Source organism: Paeniglutamicibacter sp. GQ140, from assembly GCF_059759235.1.
Genome location: NZ_JCAXDW010000008.1, coordinates 113,754 through 132,347 on the forward strand (window position 1 = coordinate 113,754; position 18,594 = coordinate 132,347).

Genomic DNA, 18,594 nt, shown 5'->3' on the forward strand with positions numbered 1-18,594 from the left:
TCATTCGTTATCTTCAGTTCAGGGCTTGTTGCCCTGGTGCTTGACCCAATAGATGGAACGGCGGCAAAAGGCATGGTACTGCGAGAACTCTCAGACGAGGACCGTATTCGCGCGCGGGCAAAGGCGCTGGCTGCACGCACGCGCAGGGCCGAAATCAAGAACCAGTTCGGCACCGGAAAGCTGGGCATCAATGAACTTCTGGACCTGGTTCCCCACGACGAGGCCATCGGCAGGCTGCGGGTCATGGACCTGTTGGAGTCGGTCCCGGGCGTCGGGGAGATCCGGGCACACACGCTTATCGATAGACTAGGCATCTCACCCAGCAGGCGCCTGCGCGGGCTGGGGCGCAAACAGCGCATCGCATTGGTGGAACATTTCCAGCAATCGCCCCCCAAAACGAAAGAGTAACGAAGCACACCATGACGGTTAGCCCCCACCCCGCGGTCACAGTCCTCGCCGGTCCCACGGCCGTAGGGAAGGGAACGATCTCCACCTACATTCGCGACAACTACCCCCAGGTGTGGCTCTCGGTTTCCGCCACGACGCGCCAGCCGCGCCCGGGCGAGGTCGACGGCGTGCACTACTTCTTCGTGGGGCCGGAGAAGTTCGGGGAACTGGTCAACGACGGCGAAATGCTGGAGTGGGCCGTCGTGCACGGCCAGAACAGCTACGGCACCATCCGCACCAAGGTCGAGGAGGCCGTGGCCGCGGGGAAGCGGGTGTTGCTGGAGATCGACCTGCAGGGCGCGCGCCAGGTCAAGGAGAACCTGCCGGAGGCGACATTCGTGTTCCTGGCCCCTCCCAGCTGGGAGGAATTGGTGCGCCGACTTGTGGGCCGCGGCACCGAAACACCCGAGGAGCAGCAGCGCCGGCTGGAAACCGCTAAACTGGAGCTTGCCGCGGAATCGGAATTCGACGTGACCATCGTCAACGACGACATTTCGCGGGCCGCAAACGAGCTGGTGACCCTCATGGGGTTGACCCCGCACGCACGCTAAAAACTTTTGTGCAAGGCCCGCCGGGCCCTTGGTGCCGCACGGCACCGGGGCCCGGCGGATGCAGTACCCCCTACGTCTTGATCCACCACCTAGTTATTTGGAGGCTTCGTGAACACGAACCTTGAAGGCATCATCAGCCCGTCCATCGACTCGCTGCTGACCACCACCGATTCGAAGTACGCATTGGTGATCAACTCCGCCAAGCGCGCACGCCAGATCAACGCGTACTACGCACAGCTGCACGAGGGCCTCTTCGAGTACGTCGGCCCGCTGGTCGACACCCGCCTGAACGAGAAGCCGCTGTCCATCGCCCTGCGCGAAATCAACGAGGGCATGCTCAACGTCTCGAAGATCGAGGAAGCCGCCGAGTAGCCACTCGGCCGCAAACGATTACACCGCGTGGGTGCCGGCGCAGCCGGGGGTCGGGCCGAATCCGGTCCCTTCCGGGCCGGCGCCACGCACTAACGCATCGGTGGTAGCAGTGAAGCGCATTGTCCTAGGTGTATCCGCAGGGATCGCCGCCTACAAGGCAGCTTTGCTGCTACGGCTGTTTAAGGAGGCGGGGCACCAGGTCGATGTCATCCCCACCGAAGCCTCGCTGCAATTCGTCGGCATCGCGACCTGGGAGGCGCTGAGCGGGCGCCCCGTGCGCACCTCCGTCTTCGAGGCCGTGGACACCGTCAACCACGTCCGCCTCGGCCAGGAGGCCGACCTGGTCGTCATCGCGCCGGCCACCGCCGACGTGATGGCGCGGGCCGCCGCCGGCATGGCCAACGACCTGCTCACCGGCACCCTGCTGGCCACCGGCGCCCCGGTGGTCATGGCTCCGGCCATGCACACCGAGATGTGGGAACACCCCGCCACGGTGGCCAACGTCGCCCTGCTGCGCAGCCGCGGCGTGCACGTGATCGACCCCGCGGTCGGGCGCCTCACGGGCAAGGACTCCGGCGCGGGCCGGTTCCCCGAGCCGGAGGAGATCTTCGCGGCGCTCGCGCCGTACCTTGAAGCCGCTCCCGGCGTGTCCGGGGCCGACGCGCCGGGGCAGGTGGCGGCAGATGCCGGTCCGCTGGCCGGGAAGGTCGTCGCGATATCCGCCGGAGGCACCCGCGAGCCGCTGGACCCGGTGCGCTACCTGGGCAACCGGTCCTCGGGCCGGCAGGGCATCGCCCTGGCCAAGGCCGCCCTGGCCGCCGGAGCCACCGTGCGGTTCATCGCCGCCCACATGGACCTGCCCGCACCCGCAGGCGTGGAATTGAGCACCGCCTCCACCGCCCGGCAACTGCAGGACGCCGTCACCGAGGCCGCCCGCGGCGCCGACGTGCTGGTCATGAGCGCCGCCGTCGCCGACTTCCGGCCGGCGCATTACGTGGACGCGAAGATCAAGAAGTCCGAGGACCGCGCCGACCCGGTGATCACCCTGGTGCGCAACCCCGACATTCTGGCCACCCTGGTTTCGGAGCGCGCCGCCGCGGGCGGTGCCGGGGACCTGCCGCCGCTAATCGTGGGCTTCGCGGCGGAAACCGGCGACGCGGAGGCCGGCGTGCTCGAGTACGGCGGGGCCAAGCTGAAGCGCAAGGGCTGCGAAATGCTCGTCGTCAACGAGGTCGGGGAGAACCTGACGTTCGGCACCGACGAGAACTCCGTGACCATCCTCTTCGCCGACGGCACCGCGCCCGTGCACGCTTCCGGGTCCAAGGACCGGGTCGCCGCCTCCGTCATCGCCGCCATCGCCCGCGCCCTGGAGCCGGTGCGCCAGGGCTGAACCGCCCCGGCGCCGCGCCGCGGAGTCAAGCCGGCATCCGCGCGGCGTCATGCAGGCGCCGCCGGGCGCCACGAATCGTCACGAAGCCGGTGTGGCCACTTCCACATGACCCCGACGTTCGGCCGATCCGGCCGGCATGTGCACTTACCGGTAGAGTGGCAAGGTGACTTTAGAATCCCCGCAGCTACGCCTCTTCACCTCCGAATCGGTTACGGAGGGCCACCCGGACAAGATCTGTGACCAGATCTCCGATGCCATCCTCGACGCCATGTTGGCCCAGGACCCCAACTCCCGGGTTGCCGTGGAGACCCTGACCACCACCGGGCTGGTGCACGTGGCGGGCGAGGTGACCACCGACGGGTACGTGGAGATCCCGGAGATCGTGCGCCGCACCATCCTGGACATCGGCTACGACTCCTCGGCCAACGGCTTCGACGGCGCGCGCTGCGGCGTGTCGGTGTCCATCGGGCAGCAGTCGCAGGAAATCTCCGACGGCGTGTTCAACTCCCTGGAGGTCCGCGAGGGCACCGCCGTGGATCCGCGCGACGCGCAGGGCGCCGGCGACCAGGGCCTGATGTTCGGCTACGCGTCCGATGAGACCGCGACGCTGATGCCCACCCCGATCCACCTGGCGCACCGCCTCTCCGAGCGGCTCACCCAGGTGCGCAAGGACGGCACGCTGTCGCTGCTGCGCCCCGACGGCAAGACCCAGGTCACCATCGGCTACGACGGGGACACGCCGGTCTCCGTGCAGACCATCGTGGTCTCCTCGCAGCACGCCTCAGAGCTCTCGCTGGAGGACCTGAAGGACGGCCTGCTGTCCGAGGTCGTCAACCCGGTGCTTGCCGGCACGGAGCTTGACACCTCCGAGACCCGCATCATCCTGAACCCCTCGGGCCCCTTCATCATCGGCGGACCGGTGGGCGACGCCGGGCTGACCGGACGCAAGATCATCGTCGACACCTATGGCGGCTACGCCCGCCACGGCGGCGGCGCCTTCTCCGGCAAGGACCCCTCGAAGGTCGACCGCTCGGCCGCCTACGCCATGCGCTGGGTCGCCAAGAACGTTGTCGCCGCAGGCCTGGCGAGCCGCGTCGAGGTCCAGGTCGCCTACGCCATCGGCGTGGCGCGCCCGGTGGGCCTGTACGTGGAGACCTTCGGCACCGAGACCGTCGACCCGGTGCGGATCACCGCGGCGATCAACGAGATCTTCGACCTGCGCCCGCTGGGCATCATCGAGGACCTTGACCTCAAGCGCCCGATCTACCAGAAGACCGCCGCCCACGGCCACTTCGGCCGCGAGGAGGCCGACTTCACCTGGGAGAACCTGGACCGCGTGGATGCGCTGAAGGCTTTCTTCAACGCCTAGCCGAGACTCCGGCCGGGAGTCTGTCCGGCGGATCGGGTGCCGTGCCCACGAGGCGATGCGGCACCCGATCCGCGGTTAAGCCCGTTGCGCGGCCGGCGGTAGGCTAAATCTCGAGGTGTCCAAGGGGAGGTGTGGTGCATGGAAAAGTCGGCTCAGCCCTCGTTGCTGGCGGGCTTTGACCTGTCCGCCCCGCTGCCCGGCATCCCGAACATGGCCGGTGAATTGCCGGTCGCGCGGGTCGTGATCGACTCCGCCGTCCCGCACCTTGACCGGCCCTTCGACTACCTGGTGCCCGCCGAGCTCGACGCGGCGGCGCAACCCGGCGTCCGGGTCAAGGTCCGCTTCGGCGGGCAGGAGCTCGCGGCCTTCCTGACCGAGCGGCTGGCGCACTCCGACCCCGGGATCAAGCTGCAGCCGCTGCGCGCGGTCATCTCCCCGGAGGTGGTGCTCAGCGCGCCGGTGCTTGCCGTGGCCCGGGCCGTTGCCGAGCGCTACGCCGGCGGGGTGTGGGACGTGCTGCGTTCGGCCGTCCCGGCCCGCATGGCCCGGGTGGAGACCGAAAAGTCGCCCGCAGGGGACGCCGCGGCCGAGCCCGCGGCGGCCGCGGATGCCCCCGCCGAACCCTCATCCGCGCTGCTGGCCGAATACCACGGGGGAGCCCAATACGCGGCAGGGCTGCGCGCCGGGGAGGCCCCCCGCGCGGTGCTCTCCGCGGTGCCCAACCGGCCCGGGGACTGGCCGGCGCTGTTGCTCGAGGCCGCAGAGCTGACCCTGGCCGCGGGGCGCGGGGTGCTCATCGTGGTTCCCGACGCCCGCGACCTCGCCCGGCTTGCCTCCACGCTCGACGAGCGCCTGGGCGCCGAGGGCTACGCGCGGCTCAGCGCCGAGGACGGCGCCACCCCGCGCTACCGCAACTTCCTGCGCGTCGCGCGCGGACAGGCGCGGCTGGTCGTGGGCACCCGCAACGCGGCCTTCGCCCCGGTGCGCGACCTGGGCCTTGCCATCATCTGGGACGACGCCGATTCCTCGCACGCCGAGCCGCGCGCCCCCTACCACCACGCCCGCGAGGTATTGCTGCTGCGCTGCGGGATCGAGAATGCCGGGCTGCTGCTGGCGGCCCCCGGGCGCAGCGCCGAGGCCCAGCGGCTGGTGCGCAGCGGCTGGGCAACCGAACTGGTCGCGGACCGGGCGCGGCTGCGCGCCCACGCCCCGCGGGTCATCGCCGCCTCCGACGAGTTCGAGGCCGACCGCGACCCGCTGCTGCACGCGGCCCGGCTCCCGGCCGCCGCCTGGCGCGAGGCCAAGGCTGCGCTGGCGCACGGCCCGGTGCTGGTGCAGGTGGCGCGGACCGGGTTCATGCCGGCGCTGCGCTGCGAACGCTGCCGCACCCCGGCACGCTGCACCGCCTGCAACGGGCCGCTGGCCCTCGACGACGCGCGCGGGGCCCCGGCCTGCGGCTGGTGCGGTCTCGTCGCCCACGCCTGGAACTGTGTCGAATGCGGGTTCATGCGGCTGCGCGCCGCGTCCATCGGCGCGGACCGCACCGCCGAGGAACTGGGCCGCGCCTTTGCCAACGTCAAGGTCGTTGCGGCCACCGGGGCCAAGCCGCTCTACACCGTGCCCGATGCCCCGGCGCTGGTCGTGGCTACCCCGGGCGCCGAGCCGGTGGCGGAGAACGGGTACGCGGCGGTGCTGCTGCTGGACGGGGACCGGATGCTGTCCCGCGAGGGGTTGCGCACCGGGGAAGAGGTGCTCAACCGCTGGATGGGGGCCGCGCACCTGGCCCGCGGACGCGACGCCTCGGGGGAGCGCCCGGGCGGCGGCACCGTGGTGGTGGCGGGGGAACCGGGGGAGCCGATGCGCGCGCTGGTGCGCTTCGACGCCGCCGCCTATGCGGAGGCCGAACTCGACGAACGGCGCGACCTGGGCCTGCCCCCGGCCGTGCGCACCGCCATGGTCAAGGGACCGGCGGCGGCGGCCGACAAGTTCATGGCGGCACTGGCGGTGGGCGACCAGGTGCGCCGGCACGGACCGGTGCTGCTGGGGGAGGGCGAGCACCGCTGGTTGCTGTTCTTCTCCTACGCCCAGGGTCCGGCGGTCACCGCGGCCCTGCGCGCGCTGCGGGCCACCTTCAGCGCAGCGAAGGAACCTGTCGTCTCGATCCGCATCGACCCGGACGGCGTCCTCTAGTTTTTTCACCCGACGGCCTGCCGGCCCGGCCCGCCGGGGCCGGTGCTACCGGGCGGTCGGCCGGTCCCTTGACGGGTATAGGGTGCGCGGCATCCCGCGCGGCACCCAGGGGTGCTCCGCGGCCAGGAAATCCTCGATGAGCGAGGCCGCCTCGGCGGGCTTCTCGTAGTGGATCAGGTGCCCCACCCCGCCAATGACCCGCATCGAGGCACGCGGGAACGTGCGGGCCAGGGACCGCTGGGCCTTCACCGACCCGAGCTCGTCCTGCTCGCCGACCACCAGCAGCGTGGGCTCGTTGATGCGGGCCGCAACGTCGCGCACGGTCTGGGTGATCGAGGCGGCGTAGGCCTCGCGCAGCGTGGCCCGGGAGGTGAACCCGGAAAAGAAGCGCCGGTGCTGGTCCACGACGTAGGCGCGCATCGCCGGGTCCCGCGACTTGAGCATGGCCAGCGACATCACGTCGGTGATGAGCCGCGAGCGCAGCAGCGCCTCGCCCAGGGGGGCCGGCAGCCGTTCCCCCGCCGCGTAGTACGCCCCGGCCGCCCGGGACATCACGGCCTGGCCGCCGTCGAGCGCGGGCTCGCAGATCGGGTTGATGAGCACCAGGCGCGCAAAGGCGCCGGGATGCCGTGCCAGGTACGCCGCGGCGACGATGGTGCCGAAGGAATGGCCCAGCAGGATGGTGTCGGGGCCCAGCCCCAGCTCCTCGCGCAGCGCGCCGATGACCTCGCCGTAGCCGGCCACGTCGTGGCGCGGCGTCGCGGGGGTGGCCGCGGGGGTGGCCGCCGTCGGCGCGCCCGTGGCCGACACGCCGGAAGCCGGGGCCGGATCCGCGCCGAACGGGGTCGAGGCGCCGAAGCCCGGCAGGTCGGGCACGACGATCGCGAAGTCCGGCAGCTGCCCGATGACCCGGGCCAGGCCGTGGTGGTCGCCGCGGAAGCCATGGACCGCCAGGATGACGCCGCGGCAAGGGCCGGTGGCAGGGTAGGTCCAGGTGGATACCTGCGCGCCGTGAATGTGGTGGATGCTTTTCAGGGCGCGGCGAGTGGAATGCGGCGGGATCGGGGGCATGGATCCAGCCTATCTCCAATGGGTGGTGGGGAGCCGTCATGCCGGGACGAAGATGCCCCCCCCGGGATCCTTCATGCGCTCCCGAGAACGTGGCAAGGCGGTGCATCTGAGCAGGTGGACGAACAGCTGAAGGACCGCCAAGGGCCACAGTCAATCCGCACGGCAGGTCCTGCGATGAAGCGCAGGAACCGGGCCGCCTTCCGACAGACTGGGGAGCCCATGATCCCGGGATCGATGGCAGAAGTCCCGCAACCCCGGAGACCAACTCCTGGAACAAGACCCAAGCCCTCCGCCGCTTCCCCAACTGCGTCCACCCCCCCCGATCGACCCCGCGGCGAGCGCGCCGTCAGCTGACCGCAAACTGTCCTGCTCCCTTGCAATCATGGAGGGATAGGCACATCCTTCAACGCCCGGAACGGCGCTCACAACCTCGGAGAACAGCCCATGACGGATACCTGCCGTTCCACCCCGCCACCCCCACCTCTCCATCCAGAAGCCGGCCATGAGCACCAACGACCACCTCCCACACGTCACCGTCCACAAAAACCCGTATGTCTGCCCGTCATGGATCGTGTCCTACGGGACCATCCACATCGGCTCGGCCCACAGTATCCATGTCGCCCACACGGCCGCAGAGATTGCCGCGTATTACTCGCGGATCATCAACCCGCCCAACTGCCACGCCGGCTACCTCATCACCAACGTGCAGCAGGCCCTGGCCACCCGCGGCTACGGCGAGTACTGGACTCCGGCCATGCGCTGCGCCCGGGGACACCTCGCATCGGCCGTCGGCGTCGCTGCGTAAGCGCCTGCCCTGTGAGCCGGTCGATGCCACTGTGCGGCCAGTCGCCGTTCAAATGCCACCCCGGCACGCCGATTGCCGGCCTGGATTGAGCATGACGCCGGACGACATGCACCTCGACACATAGCCGCGGCGGTGCGGCCACGAATGGTGGATCGTCGTTGGAGACGAGGCCTGCATCGAGGTGCTTGCCCGCCTCGAAGTCCGGCCTCCTTTGGAACACAACATCGCCAAAGCGGCGCTGTTCATTGCCGGCGCCCAGGCGCCGGGCAACGCTCCGGCATTCCCGCAAAGCACAGCCGAAGTGCTTCGGTCAGCGCATGCCCCTCACCAGGCAGGGGTTCCCAGCTGGGCACACGCGGGGCCGGTTCGGCAACGATTCGCCTACGCTTCACCCGCGGGGCTAGGCACCGGCCCGCGCCCCCCGGTAATGTCTACAAGACCATGTGAAGCCCGCTTTACGCCCGATGTGACACCGAAGGATGGCCCCGCCGTGGAAGCCGCAGCATCCCACCGATCCGCCCTTGCCGCCCTGCGCGCCCGGCCTGGCGCCAAGGTGCTCATCGTCGGCGGGGGAATCAACGGCGTGGCGACGTTCCGCCACCTGGCGCTGCAGGGGGTGGACGTGGCGCTGGTGGAGCGCGGCGACTACTGCCAGGGCGCCTCGGGCGCCTCCTCGCACATGATCCACGGCGGCATCCGCTACCTGGAAAACGGGGAATTCCGCCTGGTCCACGAGGCGGTGCGGGAACGCAACACGCTGCTGGAGATCGCCCCGCACTACGTCAAGCCGCTGCGCACCACCGTCCCGATCTTCTCCACCTTCTCCGGGCTGCTGGCCGCCCCGCTGCGCTTCGTGACCCACCGGCCCGGCCTGCGGGCCGAGCGCGGGGCGGTGCTGATCAAGATCGGCCTGATCATGTACGACGTGTTCGCCGGGGCCATCGGGCGCAACACGCCCTGGCACCGCTTCCGCGGGGCCAAGGCCTCCCTCGCGGTGCTCCCGAAACTGCGGGCCGACGTGAAGTACACCGCCACCTACTTCGACGCCTCGGTGCACGACCCCGAGCGGCTGACCCTGGACGTGCTGCGCGACGGGCTGGAGGCAAACCCGCACGCGCGGGCCAGCAACTACGTGGCCCTCATCGGCCACGGCGAGCGCGGGGCGCGATTGCGCGACGAGCTCACCGGGGAGGAGTTCGACTTCGACGCGCAGGTCATCGTCAACGCCACCGGCGCCTGGGTGGATATGACCAACGCGGCGATCGGCACCCCCAGCAGCTTCATGGGCGGGACCAAGGGCAGCCACATCGTGCTGGACCATCCCGGGCTGCTGGCCGCCTGCGACGGACGGGAGATCTTCTTCGAGCACTCCGACGGGCGCATCGTGCTGATCTACCCGCTGCGGGACCGGGTGCTGGTGGGCACCACCGACATCGATGCGGACATGGGCGAACCCGCCCGCTGCACCGACGAGGAAGTCGCGTACTTCTTCGAGCTGATCGGCCACGTCTTCCCGTCCATCCCGGTGTCAGCGGAGCAGATCGTCTACCGGTTCTCCGGGGTCCGCCCGCTGCCGCGCCACGACGACACCGCCCCGGGCTTCGTTTCGCGCGACTACCGGATCGAACACACCAGGCTTGCCGGGGGCGCCCCAATGCTGTCGCTGGTCGGCGGGAAGTGGACCACCTTCCGCGCGTTGGGCAGGACCCTGGGCAACAAGGTGCTGGCCGAGCTCGGGGTCTCGCCGATCCCCGGCACCCGGTCGCTGCCCATCGGCGGGGGGCGGGACTACCCCCGGACCCCGGCGGAGCTGGAGGCCTGGTATTCCCGGCGCGCCCGGCAGGCCCCGCGGGCACGGCTCGAGGTGCTGTTGCAACGCTATGGCACCCGCGCCGACGCGGTGCTGGGGTTCATCGGACCTGACGACGCGACGCTGCCGGGCTGCCCGGAACTCTCCGCGGCCGAGGTGCGCTACCTGGGCACGCACGAGCAGGTCGGGACGCTTGCCGACGTTTTCATCCGGCGCACCTCGCTGGCCTTCCGCGGGCTGGTGACCGAGGCGCTGCTGGCGCAGGTGGCCGAGGCGCTGGCACCGGTGCTCGGCTGGGACGCGGCCCAGACCGCGGCGCAGGTCCAGGCGTGCCGGCGCGTGCTCACCGAGGAGCACGGGGCGCATGTGGCCCTGAGCAACGCCTGACACCGCGCACCGCACGGCGCTTCCCGCCGGCGGACGCCACCCCCCCTTCTGAACGGCACCCTTGAAAGGCACCGACATGCACAAGTACGTGATCGCGATCGACCAGGGCACCACCAGTTCCCGGGCCATCGTCTTCGACCATGCCGGCACCGTGGTCTCCACGGGGCAGATGGAACACAAGCAGATCTTCCCGCATGCGGGTTGGGTTGAGCACGATGCCGTGGAGATCTGGAACAACGTCCGCAAGGTCATCGGCATTGCGCTGGCCGAAGGCAACCTCACCCGGCACGACATCGCCGCCGTGGGAATCACCAACCAGCGCGAAACCACCGTGGTGTGGGACAAACGCACCGGCAAGCCCATCCACCACGCCATCGTCTGGCAGGACACCCGCACCCAGGGCATCGTCGAGGAGCTGGCGGCCGACGGGGGAGTCGACCGGTACAAGGAACGCGTGGGCCTGCCGCTGGCACCCTACTTTTCCGGCACCAAGGTCAAATGGATCCTGGACAACGTGGAGGGGGCTCGCCGGGAGGCCGAGGCGGGGAACCTGCTCTTTGGCACCACCGACACCTGGGTGACCTGGAACCTGACCGGCGGCACCGATGGCGGGGTGCACATCACCGACGTCACCAACGCCTCGCGCACGCTGTTCATGGACCTGGAGACGCTGGAGTGGGACCAGGGGATCCTGGCCGACTTCGGGGTGCCGGTCGCCATGATGCCCGCCATCAAGTCCTCCTCCGAAGTCTACGGAACCGTGCACACCTCGCAGCTTCTGCGCCAGGTGCCGATCGCCGGGATCCTGGGCGACCAGCAGGCGGCCACCTTCGGGCAGGCTGCCTTCGGGCCCGGGGAAGCCAAGAACACCTACGGCACCGGCTGCTTCCTGATCTTCAACACCGGGACGGAAATCGTCCGCTCCAGGAACGGACTGCTGACCACCCTTGGCTACAAGCTGGGCGACGCCGCACCGGTCTATGCGCTGGAAGGGTCGATCGCTGTGGCCGGCTCGCTGGTGCAGTGGCTGCGCGACAACATCGGGATGATCGCCACCGCCGTGGAGGTCGAGGAACTGGCAGCCGGCGTGGAGGACAACGGCGGGGTGTACATCGTGCCCGCATTCTCCGGGCTGTTCGCCCCCTACTGGCGTGCGGACGCGCGCGGGGCCATCGTCGGGCTGACCCGCTACGCCAACAAGAACCACCTTGCCCGGGCGGCGCTGGAATCCACCGCCTTCCAGACCCGGGAAGTGCTGGACGCCGTGAACGCCGATTCCGGGGTCCCGCTCACCGAACTCAAGGTCGACGGCGGCATGGTCGCCAACGACGCGCTGATGCAATTCCAGGCGGACCTGCTCGGGGTCCCGGTGATCCGCCCGAGGGTCACCGAGACCACCGCGCTGGGGGCCGCCTACGCCGCCGGGCTGGCCGTCGGCTTCTGGAAGGACCTCGGGGAGCTGGGCGCCAACTGGTCCGAGGACAAGAGATGGGAGCCGTCCATGGAACCGGCGGAGCGCGATCGGCAGCTGCGGCTGTGGAAGAAGGCCGTCACCCGCACCTTCGACTGGGTCGACGAGGACGTGCTTTAGGCCACCGTGGCTGGCGCCCGGGGGCGGGCGTGCATCCGGCAAGCCCGCGGGGCCGGCGTCTTGTGGGGTAGAATATGGGGCATGAACGCAGTGCTCTTGCTAAGTTAGCCGCATGGGATAAACCCATGCGGCCGCCCCTTGATTGCCAAGGGGCTTTTGTGTGTCAGGGGGCTTACGCCGCCGATACACGCCAGCAACAAGCAGGACAGCCACGTTTCACCCACAGGCGCATGAACAGAAGAAGGCGAAACCCGATAGTGAGCACCCAGCCGACCGGCACCGAAACCGCTGACAACGAGTCCGCCGCAGCGGCCTACAGCTTCCAGGAAATGGAAGCCAAGTGGGCCCCGGTGTGGGACAAACTCGGGGTCTTCACGCCCAAGGACGACGGTAGCGCCGAACGCCGCTACGTGCTTGACATGTTTCCCTACCCCTCCGGCGACCTGCACATGGGCCACGCCGAGGCCTTCGCCATGGGAGATGTCGTCTCCCGCTACTGGCGCCAGCAGGGCTATGACGTGATGCACCCGATCGGCTGGGACTCCTTCGGGCTGCCGGCCGAGAACGCCGCCATCAAGCGCAACGCCCACCCCGCCGAGTGGACCTACAAGAACATCGACACGCAGGCCGCCAGCTTCAAGCGCTATGCGATCTCCGCCGACTGGGACCGCCGCATCCACACCTCGGACCCGGAATACTACCGCTGGACCCAGTGGCTGTTCACCCGCTTCTATGAAAAGGGCCTTGCCTACCGCAAGAACCACCCGGTGAACTGGTGCCCGACCGACCAGACCGTGCTGGCCAACGAGCAGGTCGTCAACGGCGCGTGTGAGCGTTGCGGCACCGTCGTGACCAAGAAGTCGCTGAACCAGTGGTACTTCAAGATCACCGACTACGCCGACCGCCTGCTCGATGACATGGAAGAGCTCAAGGGCCACTGGCCCGAGCGCGTGCTGGCCATGCAGAAGAACTGGATCGGCCGCTCGGAGGGCGCCCACGTCGATTTCGTCATCGAGGCCGCCGGCGACAAGGAAGCCCACAAGACCACGGTCTTCACCACCCGCCCGGACACCCTGCACGGCGCCACCTTCTTCGTGGTCGCCGCCGATGCCGAGCTGGCCAACGAACTGGTCACCGAGGAGCACCGCGAGGCCCTGGAGGCCTACCAGGAAAAGGTCAAGGCGCTGAGCGAAATCGAGCGCCAGGCCACCGAGCGCGAGAAGACCGGCGTGTTCACCGGCCGCTACGCCATCAACCCGCTCAACGGCGAGAAGCTGCCGGTCTGGGCCGCCGACTACGTGTTGGCCGAATACGGCACCGGCGCGATCATGGCAGTGCCCGCGCACGACCAGCGCGACCTTGACTTCGCCCGCACCTTCGACCTGCCGGTGCGCGTGGTCCTGGACACCGGCGAGGAAGACCCGGCGGCCACCGGCGTTGCCACCGCCGGCGAGGGAACCCTGGTGAACTCCGGGGAGCTGGACGGACTGCCCAAGGCCGAGGGCATCGCCCGCGCCATCGAGATCGTCGAGGCGGCCGGAACCGGCGAGAAGTTCGTGAACTTCCGCCTGCGCGACTGGCTGCTGAGCCGCCAGCGCTTCTGGGGCACCCCGATCCCGATCATCCACTGCGCGCACTGCGGCGAGGTCCCGGTCCCCGACGACCAGCTGCCTGTCCGCCTGCCCGATGACCTGCGCGGCGAGGCACTGGCCCCCAAGGGCACGAGCCCGCTGGCCGCGGCCGAGGACTGGGTCAACGTGGACTGCCCCAAGTGCGGTGCCGCCGCCAAGCGCGACACCGACACCATGGACACCTTCGTGGACTCCTCCTGGTACTTCCTGCGCTTCGTCTCCCCCCACTACACCGAGGGCCCCTTCGACCCGCAGGCGGTGCGCGACTGGATGCCGGTCGGGCAGTACGTGGGCGGGGTCGAGCACGCGATCCTGCACCTGCTCTACTCGCGCTTCTTCACCAAGGTCATCTTCGACCTGGGGCTGATCGACGTGACCGAACCCTTCAGCGCGCTGCTGAACCAGGGACAGGTGCTCAACGGCGGCAAGGCCATGAGCAAGTCGCTGGGCAACGGCGTTGACCTGGGCGAGCAGCTGGACAAGTTCGGCGTCGACGCGGTGCGCCTGACCATGATCTTCGCCTCCCCGCCGGAGGACGACGTGGACTGGGCCGACGTGTCCCCGGGCGGTTCGCAGAAGTTCCTGGCCCGCGCCTGGCGCATGGCGCAGGACGTCGACAGCGAACCGGGCACCGACCCGGCCACCGGCGACAAGGCGCTGCGCCAGGTCACCCACAAGGCGGTGCACGAGGCAGCCGCCATGCTCGAGGGCGGCAAGTTCAACGTCGTCGTCGCCAAGCTGATGGAGCTGGTCAACGCGACCCGCAAGACCATCGACTCCGGCGCCGGCGCGTCGGACCCGGCGGTCCGCGAGGCCGCCGAGGCCGTCGCGGTCATCCTCTCGCTCTTCGCGCCCTACACGGCCGAGGATATGTGGGCGGCCCTGGGCCACGAGCCATCCGTCGCCAACGCCGGCTGGCCGGCGGTCGACGAGGCCCTGCTGGTGCAGGACACCGTCACCGCGGTCGTGCAGATCCGCGGCAAGGTCCGGGCGCGCCTGGAGGTCTCGGTGGACATCACCGCCGAGGAACTCGAGGCACTGGCCCTGAACGACGAGGCAGTGGTGCGCTACCTGGACGGCGCGGCGATCAACAAGGTCATCGTGCGCGCACCGAAACTCGTCAACGTGGTTCCCGCCTCCTAGCGGGGGAAGGTAGCCTACAGAGATGAACGCCACCCAGCCGCCGCCCAGACCGCCGAGGCCCGCCGGCCCCGGCGGCCCCGGCGGCTGGGTGGGGCGGCTGTGGGGCAGGCGCGGCGCCGAACCTGCCCGCCAGATGACACCGCCCCGGGGATTCGTGCCCGTGGGCGTGGTCACCGATTCGGCCGCCGCGCTTCCCGAGGTCTGGGTGCGTGAACACGCCCGATACCTGCGCGTGGTGCCCATGCCGGTCATGGTCGACGACCAGATCTTTTCCGAGGGCACCGACGACGTGCCCACCGAGCTGGCCCTCGGCCTGGCCATGGGCAAGGCCGTGCGCACCTCGCGGCCGGCACCGGGGCAGCTGCTGCGCGCCTACCGGGAACTCGCCGATGCGGGGGTGGAGGAAATCATTTCCATCCACCTCTCCTCGGTGCTCTCCGGGACGGTGGATGCGGCGCGCCTGGCCGCTGAGTCCTCGCCGGTGCCCGTCACCGTGATCGATTCGCTTACCGTGGCCCTGGCCCAGGGATTCGCGGTGATGGACGTCGCGGAGCTGGCCGCCGCCGGGGCTCCGCCGGCAGAGCTGGAGGCGGTGGCCAACCGCGCCGCCGAAAACCACGTGTACTTCGCCGTGCCCTCGCTGGAACAGCTCCGCCGCGGAGGACGCATCGGCACCCTGGCCTCGGTGCTGGGCACGTTGCTGAACGTCAAGCCGATCCTTTCGGTGCGCGACGGACAGATCGTCGCCCACGAAAAAGTCCGCACCCATTCGCGCACGCTGGCTCGCCTGGTGGCCATTGCCCGCGACGAGGCAGCCGCGCGTGGGCCCCAGGCGCGCCTGGCGGTGCACTACTTCGGGAACCAGGAAGCCGCCGAGGAAATCGTGCAGGAACTGGCCGGCGCCTCCCTGTTCGAGGTCCTGGCTGTCCCGGTCCCGGCCGTGCTCGGTGCCCACACCGGGGCCGGCGTGTTGGCCGTCGCGATTTCCGGCGGCATCGCGCCCCCGGCGCCCAGACCTGCCAAACCTGAATCCAAGGTAAAGCCCGAACCGAAGCCAAGGCCGGAGCCCAAGCCCCGCACCGAGGCGCAACGCCGGGAATCGCGTCGTCGCGCCGCCGCGCCCTTTCCGCAAGGTGCAGCAGCGCCCGCCACCCAAGAACCTGCTTCTCCCGCCAATCAGGCCAACCCCGAGGACACGGGAACGAACTAGCGCCCCCGGCAGCCGGACCCCGGCGCTACCGGGCCGTGGTTCTCCACAACCGGGCACCGCCGGCGCCGCACGGACCCGAGGATCGTGTGCACTGGAGGGCATGGGCTCTCACGAGTGGGTGGATCATGCCACAAGGAGCAACCTGGCTCCCGTCCCGGGTCGCCTGCGCGTGCTCATTGGCAGGTCCGCCGCGATTGTCCTGATTCTCGGGGCCCTGACCTGGATCTCGGTGTCGCTGTTGTTCAACCCGCCGCCGCGTGCGCCAGGAGCCGCGGAATCCATCCCGCTGGAGACTGCCCCCATATCGCAGGCAAATCCCGTGCCGGCTCCCGACAGAGCAGACGCGCCACCGGTAACGCAGGGGATCCAGTGGCCGGAGGAAGATCCGCAGGAGCCGGGCGCCACTGCCCCTCCGGTGGCCGGCGCGACAGCCGTGGTCCATCTGGTCGGCGCCGTGAAGAAACCCGGGGTCTATTCCCTGCCGCTGGGCTCCAGGGTCCTCGACGCGGTGGATCTGGCCGGCGGCCTGGCCAAGGATGCAGCCCCAGAGGCGATCAACCTTGCCGCACAAATCCGCGACGGCGAACAGATCCGCATCCCGCGCAGGGGCGAGACCGGGCAGCCGCCGGCTGCCGGGGTCCCGGCTCCCGGGACGTCGGACGGAACCAGCGGGACCGGGACCCAGCCGGGGAAAATCAACGTGAACACGGCCGACCAGGGGCAACTGGAGGAGCTGCCGGGCATCGGCCCTTCCCTGGCGGGCAGGATCCTGGAGTTCCGGCTGGCCAACGGACCGTTCAAGAACCTCGGCGAACTTGATGCCGTGAGCGGCATCGGCCCGGCGCTGCTGGGCAACCTGCGCGAACGCGTGGTCTTCGATTGAGCGGCCCGGGCTGCGGTCGGGCGGGCTGGATCTTGCCCGTTGGTTCCCGCCCGACGTCCCGGGAGACGGGCATCGCCAGCGCGACTATGGCACGGCGGCCCTTTGAGCACATCGTCGTCTAGATACTGGTGTTCAATGTCTTCTTCTTGCCAGAACCTGTCGAGTTCTGAGATCTTCGGTGCCAAGTGGGACAAGTCCACTTCCTTGTCGGGGGCTGGAATGCACGAAAAGTGGGTTCGGGACGAGGACACCGAGTACACGAATCTCGTGTATGAGCGCGATGCCTTGCTTTGGGCGCAAAGGAAAGGGTTGGTCTGGCACGGTAGGATACCGAGTACTCAAGAGGCGTTTACCAATAGCTTCTATTCCAGGCCTGACGGTGAAGGTGATCCGGTTGACGACCATAGTCAAATCCAGAGGGCCGACCCCGAGGGCCAAGGCAATCTCGAGGCACGCTTCGACATGATTAGGTGGGTAATGAAATGATCCGGACACGATTCACTGCTGCCGTGTTGGTGCTGTTGGCGGCGCTTACCGGGTGCACGTCCGGGGCAGCGACCGGCACGACCGGAACCGAAGGGACTGCCCCCGTGGAGAGTGAGCTGACCTAGCAGGACGCCAAGGCCAAGGCCCAGGCAATGGAGCTGGAAATCGCCGACCTGATTCCCCAAGACAAGGTGGCCAAGATCGAGCAGCGGGAGACGGGCCTGCTGTTCAGTTGCTCCGAGACACAACACAATTGGAGTGGGTCAACCAACGTCACCTTAGCTGAGGGGACCCAGGAAGAACCAATCTTGAAGGCGATTGAGGCGCATTACCGGGATGGCCCCTTCGCCATCAAATCCGATCTGGACATCGTTGGAGACTATCGGGTGCAATTACGCTCACGAGACGCCGCAGAAAGCTACATCTTCGGCATATTCGAGCCCGGAACGATTCGCATTGCATCGGGGTCTGCGTGCTTTACCTTGCCGGAGGGCGTGCCTTCACGCGGCGAGTTCTAGGCATCGATGGCAGGGGTGGCTACATCCTGGCTCGCCCGTATGATGACGTGCAGTTGGCCTCCGCGACATCCGGCGATGAAGCCGTCAAGGTAAATGGCGACGGACCGGTCATGGAGACGCCCACCAGGATGGTATTTGCGGAGCGTTCATGCTCAAGGCGGCGGCGCAATCGTCAGCGTTGCCGGGCGGGTTGTTCGCTGAATCCGCTCACCGCCGATTGCGCCACGGATTGATCCACGATCGCGTTTTGCGCCGAGCGGGCGGCCATTCGCGGCCGGGGTGGGGTTGCTCAGCGTGGGACCGCTTATGCCTGACGTAGGGGAGGCCGCACCATCATCGCTACCGCCATTGAAGACAATTGGAAAACTCTCGGAGACGCGCACAAGAAGGTGGTCAGATGATCCGGACACGATTCACCGGCGCCACATTGGTGCTATTGGTAAGTCTCACCGGTTGCGCACCCTCTGATCCGTCGGTGGCACTGAACTATACGAAGACAACGGGGGGCGAACCTGTGGAGAATGAGTTGACGTGGCAGGAGGCCAAGGCCCAGACACAATCCATGGAACTGGAGATCGGCAAGCTGATTCCCGAAAAAATAGCTCTGGGACATTCTCAGTAATTCTTGTCGGTGGTGCCTCGGCAATGCAGTTTTCCGGTGCTTGATCTTGGAGCCGGCTGACCGAAACGGGAAGGGCCGCCGACCCGGGGAAAATCACGGAACCGACTGCGCCCGGGCC

General features: G+C 68.9%; 15 protein-coding genes. 14 read left to right on the plus strand and 1 reads right to left on the minus strand.

What is annotated here, in order from left to right; translation table 11 throughout:
• Positions 1-72: 72 nt before the first annotated feature.
• The 6 genes from mihF (at position 73) to AC6CHY_RS12875 (ending at position 6,319) form a co-directional block, all read left to right on the plus strand.
• Positions 73-408: an integration host factor, actinobacterial type gene (gene mihF, locus AC6CHY_RS12850; protein WP_217387922.1), complete on the plus strand. Its 336-nt coding sequence runs from the start codon at positions 73-75 to the stop codon at positions 406-408.
• A gap of 11 nt (positions 409-419) precedes the next feature.
• The gene (gmk, locus tag AC6CHY_RS12855) at positions 420-998 is read left to right on the plus strand and encodes a guanylate kinase (protein ID WP_217387923.1); all 579 of its coding nucleotides are present in this window, start codon (positions 420-422) and stop codon (positions 996-998) included.
• A 108-nt stretch (positions 999-1,106) separates the two neighbouring features.
• On the plus strand, positions 1,107-1,370 hold the full coding sequence (gene rpoZ, locus AC6CHY_RS12860) for a DNA-directed RNA polymerase subunit omega (RefSeq protein ID WP_217387924.1): 264 nt from the start codon (positions 1,107-1,109) through the stop codon (positions 1,368-1,370).
• A gap of 109 nt (positions 1,371-1,479) precedes the next feature.
• Positions 1,480-2,760, plus strand: coding sequence for a bifunctional phosphopantothenoylcysteine decarboxylase/phosphopantothenate--cysteine ligase CoaBC (gene coaBC / locus AC6CHY_RS12865; protein WP_498226958.1), 1,281 nt, complete (start codon positions 1,480-1,482; stop codon positions 2,758-2,760).
• Positions 2,761-2,923: 163 nt separating this feature from the next.
• A complete protein-coding gene (gene metK / locus AC6CHY_RS12870; protein ID WP_498226959.1) occupies positions 2,924-4,129 on the plus strand; it encodes a methionine adenosyltransferase in 1,206 nt (401 codons plus the stop codon).
• Positions 4,130-4,267: 138 nt separating this feature from the next.
• Positions 4,268-6,319 (plus strand): primosomal protein N' family DNA-binding protein, encoded by a 2,052-nt coding sequence (locus AC6CHY_RS12875; RefSeq protein ID WP_498226960.1) that lies wholly within the window; start codon positions 4,268-4,270, stop codon positions 6,317-6,319.
• Between the two features lie 45 nt (positions 6,320-6,364).
• Here the strand turns inward: AC6CHY_RS12875 and AC6CHY_RS12880 are convergent, their stop codons facing one another.
• Positions 6,365-7,390 carry an alpha/beta fold hydrolase gene (locus AC6CHY_RS12880; protein WP_498226961.1) on the minus strand — a complete coding sequence of 342 codons (1,026 nt, stop codon included), beginning with the start codon at positions 7,388-7,390 and terminating at the stop codon, positions 6,365-6,367.
• 502 nt (positions 7,391-7,892) lie between these two features.
• On the opposite strand from AC6CHY_RS12880, the gene AC6CHY_RS12885 reads away from it, so the two are divergent.
• From AC6CHY_RS12885 to AC6CHY_RS12920, 8 genes are all read left to right on the plus strand, one after another.
• Positions 7,893-8,195, plus strand: coding sequence for a hypothetical protein (locus tag AC6CHY_RS12885; protein WP_498226963.1), 303 nt, complete (start codon positions 7,893-7,895; stop codon positions 8,193-8,195).
• A gap of 490 nt (positions 8,196-8,685) precedes the next feature.
• A complete protein-coding gene (locus AC6CHY_RS12890) occupies positions 8,686-10,392 on the plus strand; it encodes a glycerol-3-phosphate dehydrogenase/oxidase (protein ID WP_336245037.1) in 1,707 nt (568 codons plus the stop codon).
• Positions 10,393-10,468: 76 nt separating this feature from the next.
• A complete protein-coding gene (gene glpK, locus AC6CHY_RS12895) occupies positions 10,469-11,983 on the plus strand; it encodes a glycerol kinase GlpK (RefSeq protein ID WP_498226964.1) in 1,515 nt (504 codons plus the stop codon).
• A 257-nt stretch (positions 11,984-12,240) separates the two neighbouring features.
• A complete protein-coding gene (leuS, locus tag AC6CHY_RS12900; RefSeq protein WP_498226966.1) occupies positions 12,241-14,757 on the plus strand; it encodes a leucine--tRNA ligase in 2,517 nt (838 codons plus the stop codon).
• Between the two features lie 22 nt (positions 14,758-14,779).
• Positions 14,780-15,967, plus strand: a complete 1,188-nt coding sequence (locus AC6CHY_RS12905; RefSeq protein WP_498226967.1) for a DegV family protein — start codon at positions 14,780-14,782, stop codon at positions 15,965-15,967.
• A gap of 100 nt (positions 15,968-16,067) precedes the next feature.
• The gene (locus AC6CHY_RS12910; RefSeq protein ID WP_217387934.1) at positions 16,068-16,850 is read left to right on the plus strand and encodes a ComEA family DNA-binding protein; all 783 of its coding nucleotides are present in this window, start codon (positions 16,068-16,070) and stop codon (positions 16,848-16,850) included.
• A gap of 638 nt (positions 16,851-17,488) precedes the next feature.
• The gene (locus AC6CHY_RS12915) at positions 17,489-17,854 is read left to right on the plus strand and encodes a hypothetical protein (RefSeq protein WP_217387935.1); all 366 of its coding nucleotides are present in this window, start codon (positions 17,489-17,491) and stop codon (positions 17,852-17,854) included.
• Between the two features lie 397 nt (positions 17,855-18,251).
• Positions 18,252-18,476 carry a hypothetical protein gene (locus tag AC6CHY_RS12920; protein ID WP_217387936.1) on the plus strand — a complete coding sequence of 75 codons (225 nt, stop codon included), beginning with the start codon at positions 18,252-18,254 and terminating at the stop codon, positions 18,474-18,476.
• The last annotated feature ends 118 nt before the right edge of the window (positions 18,477-18,594 follow it).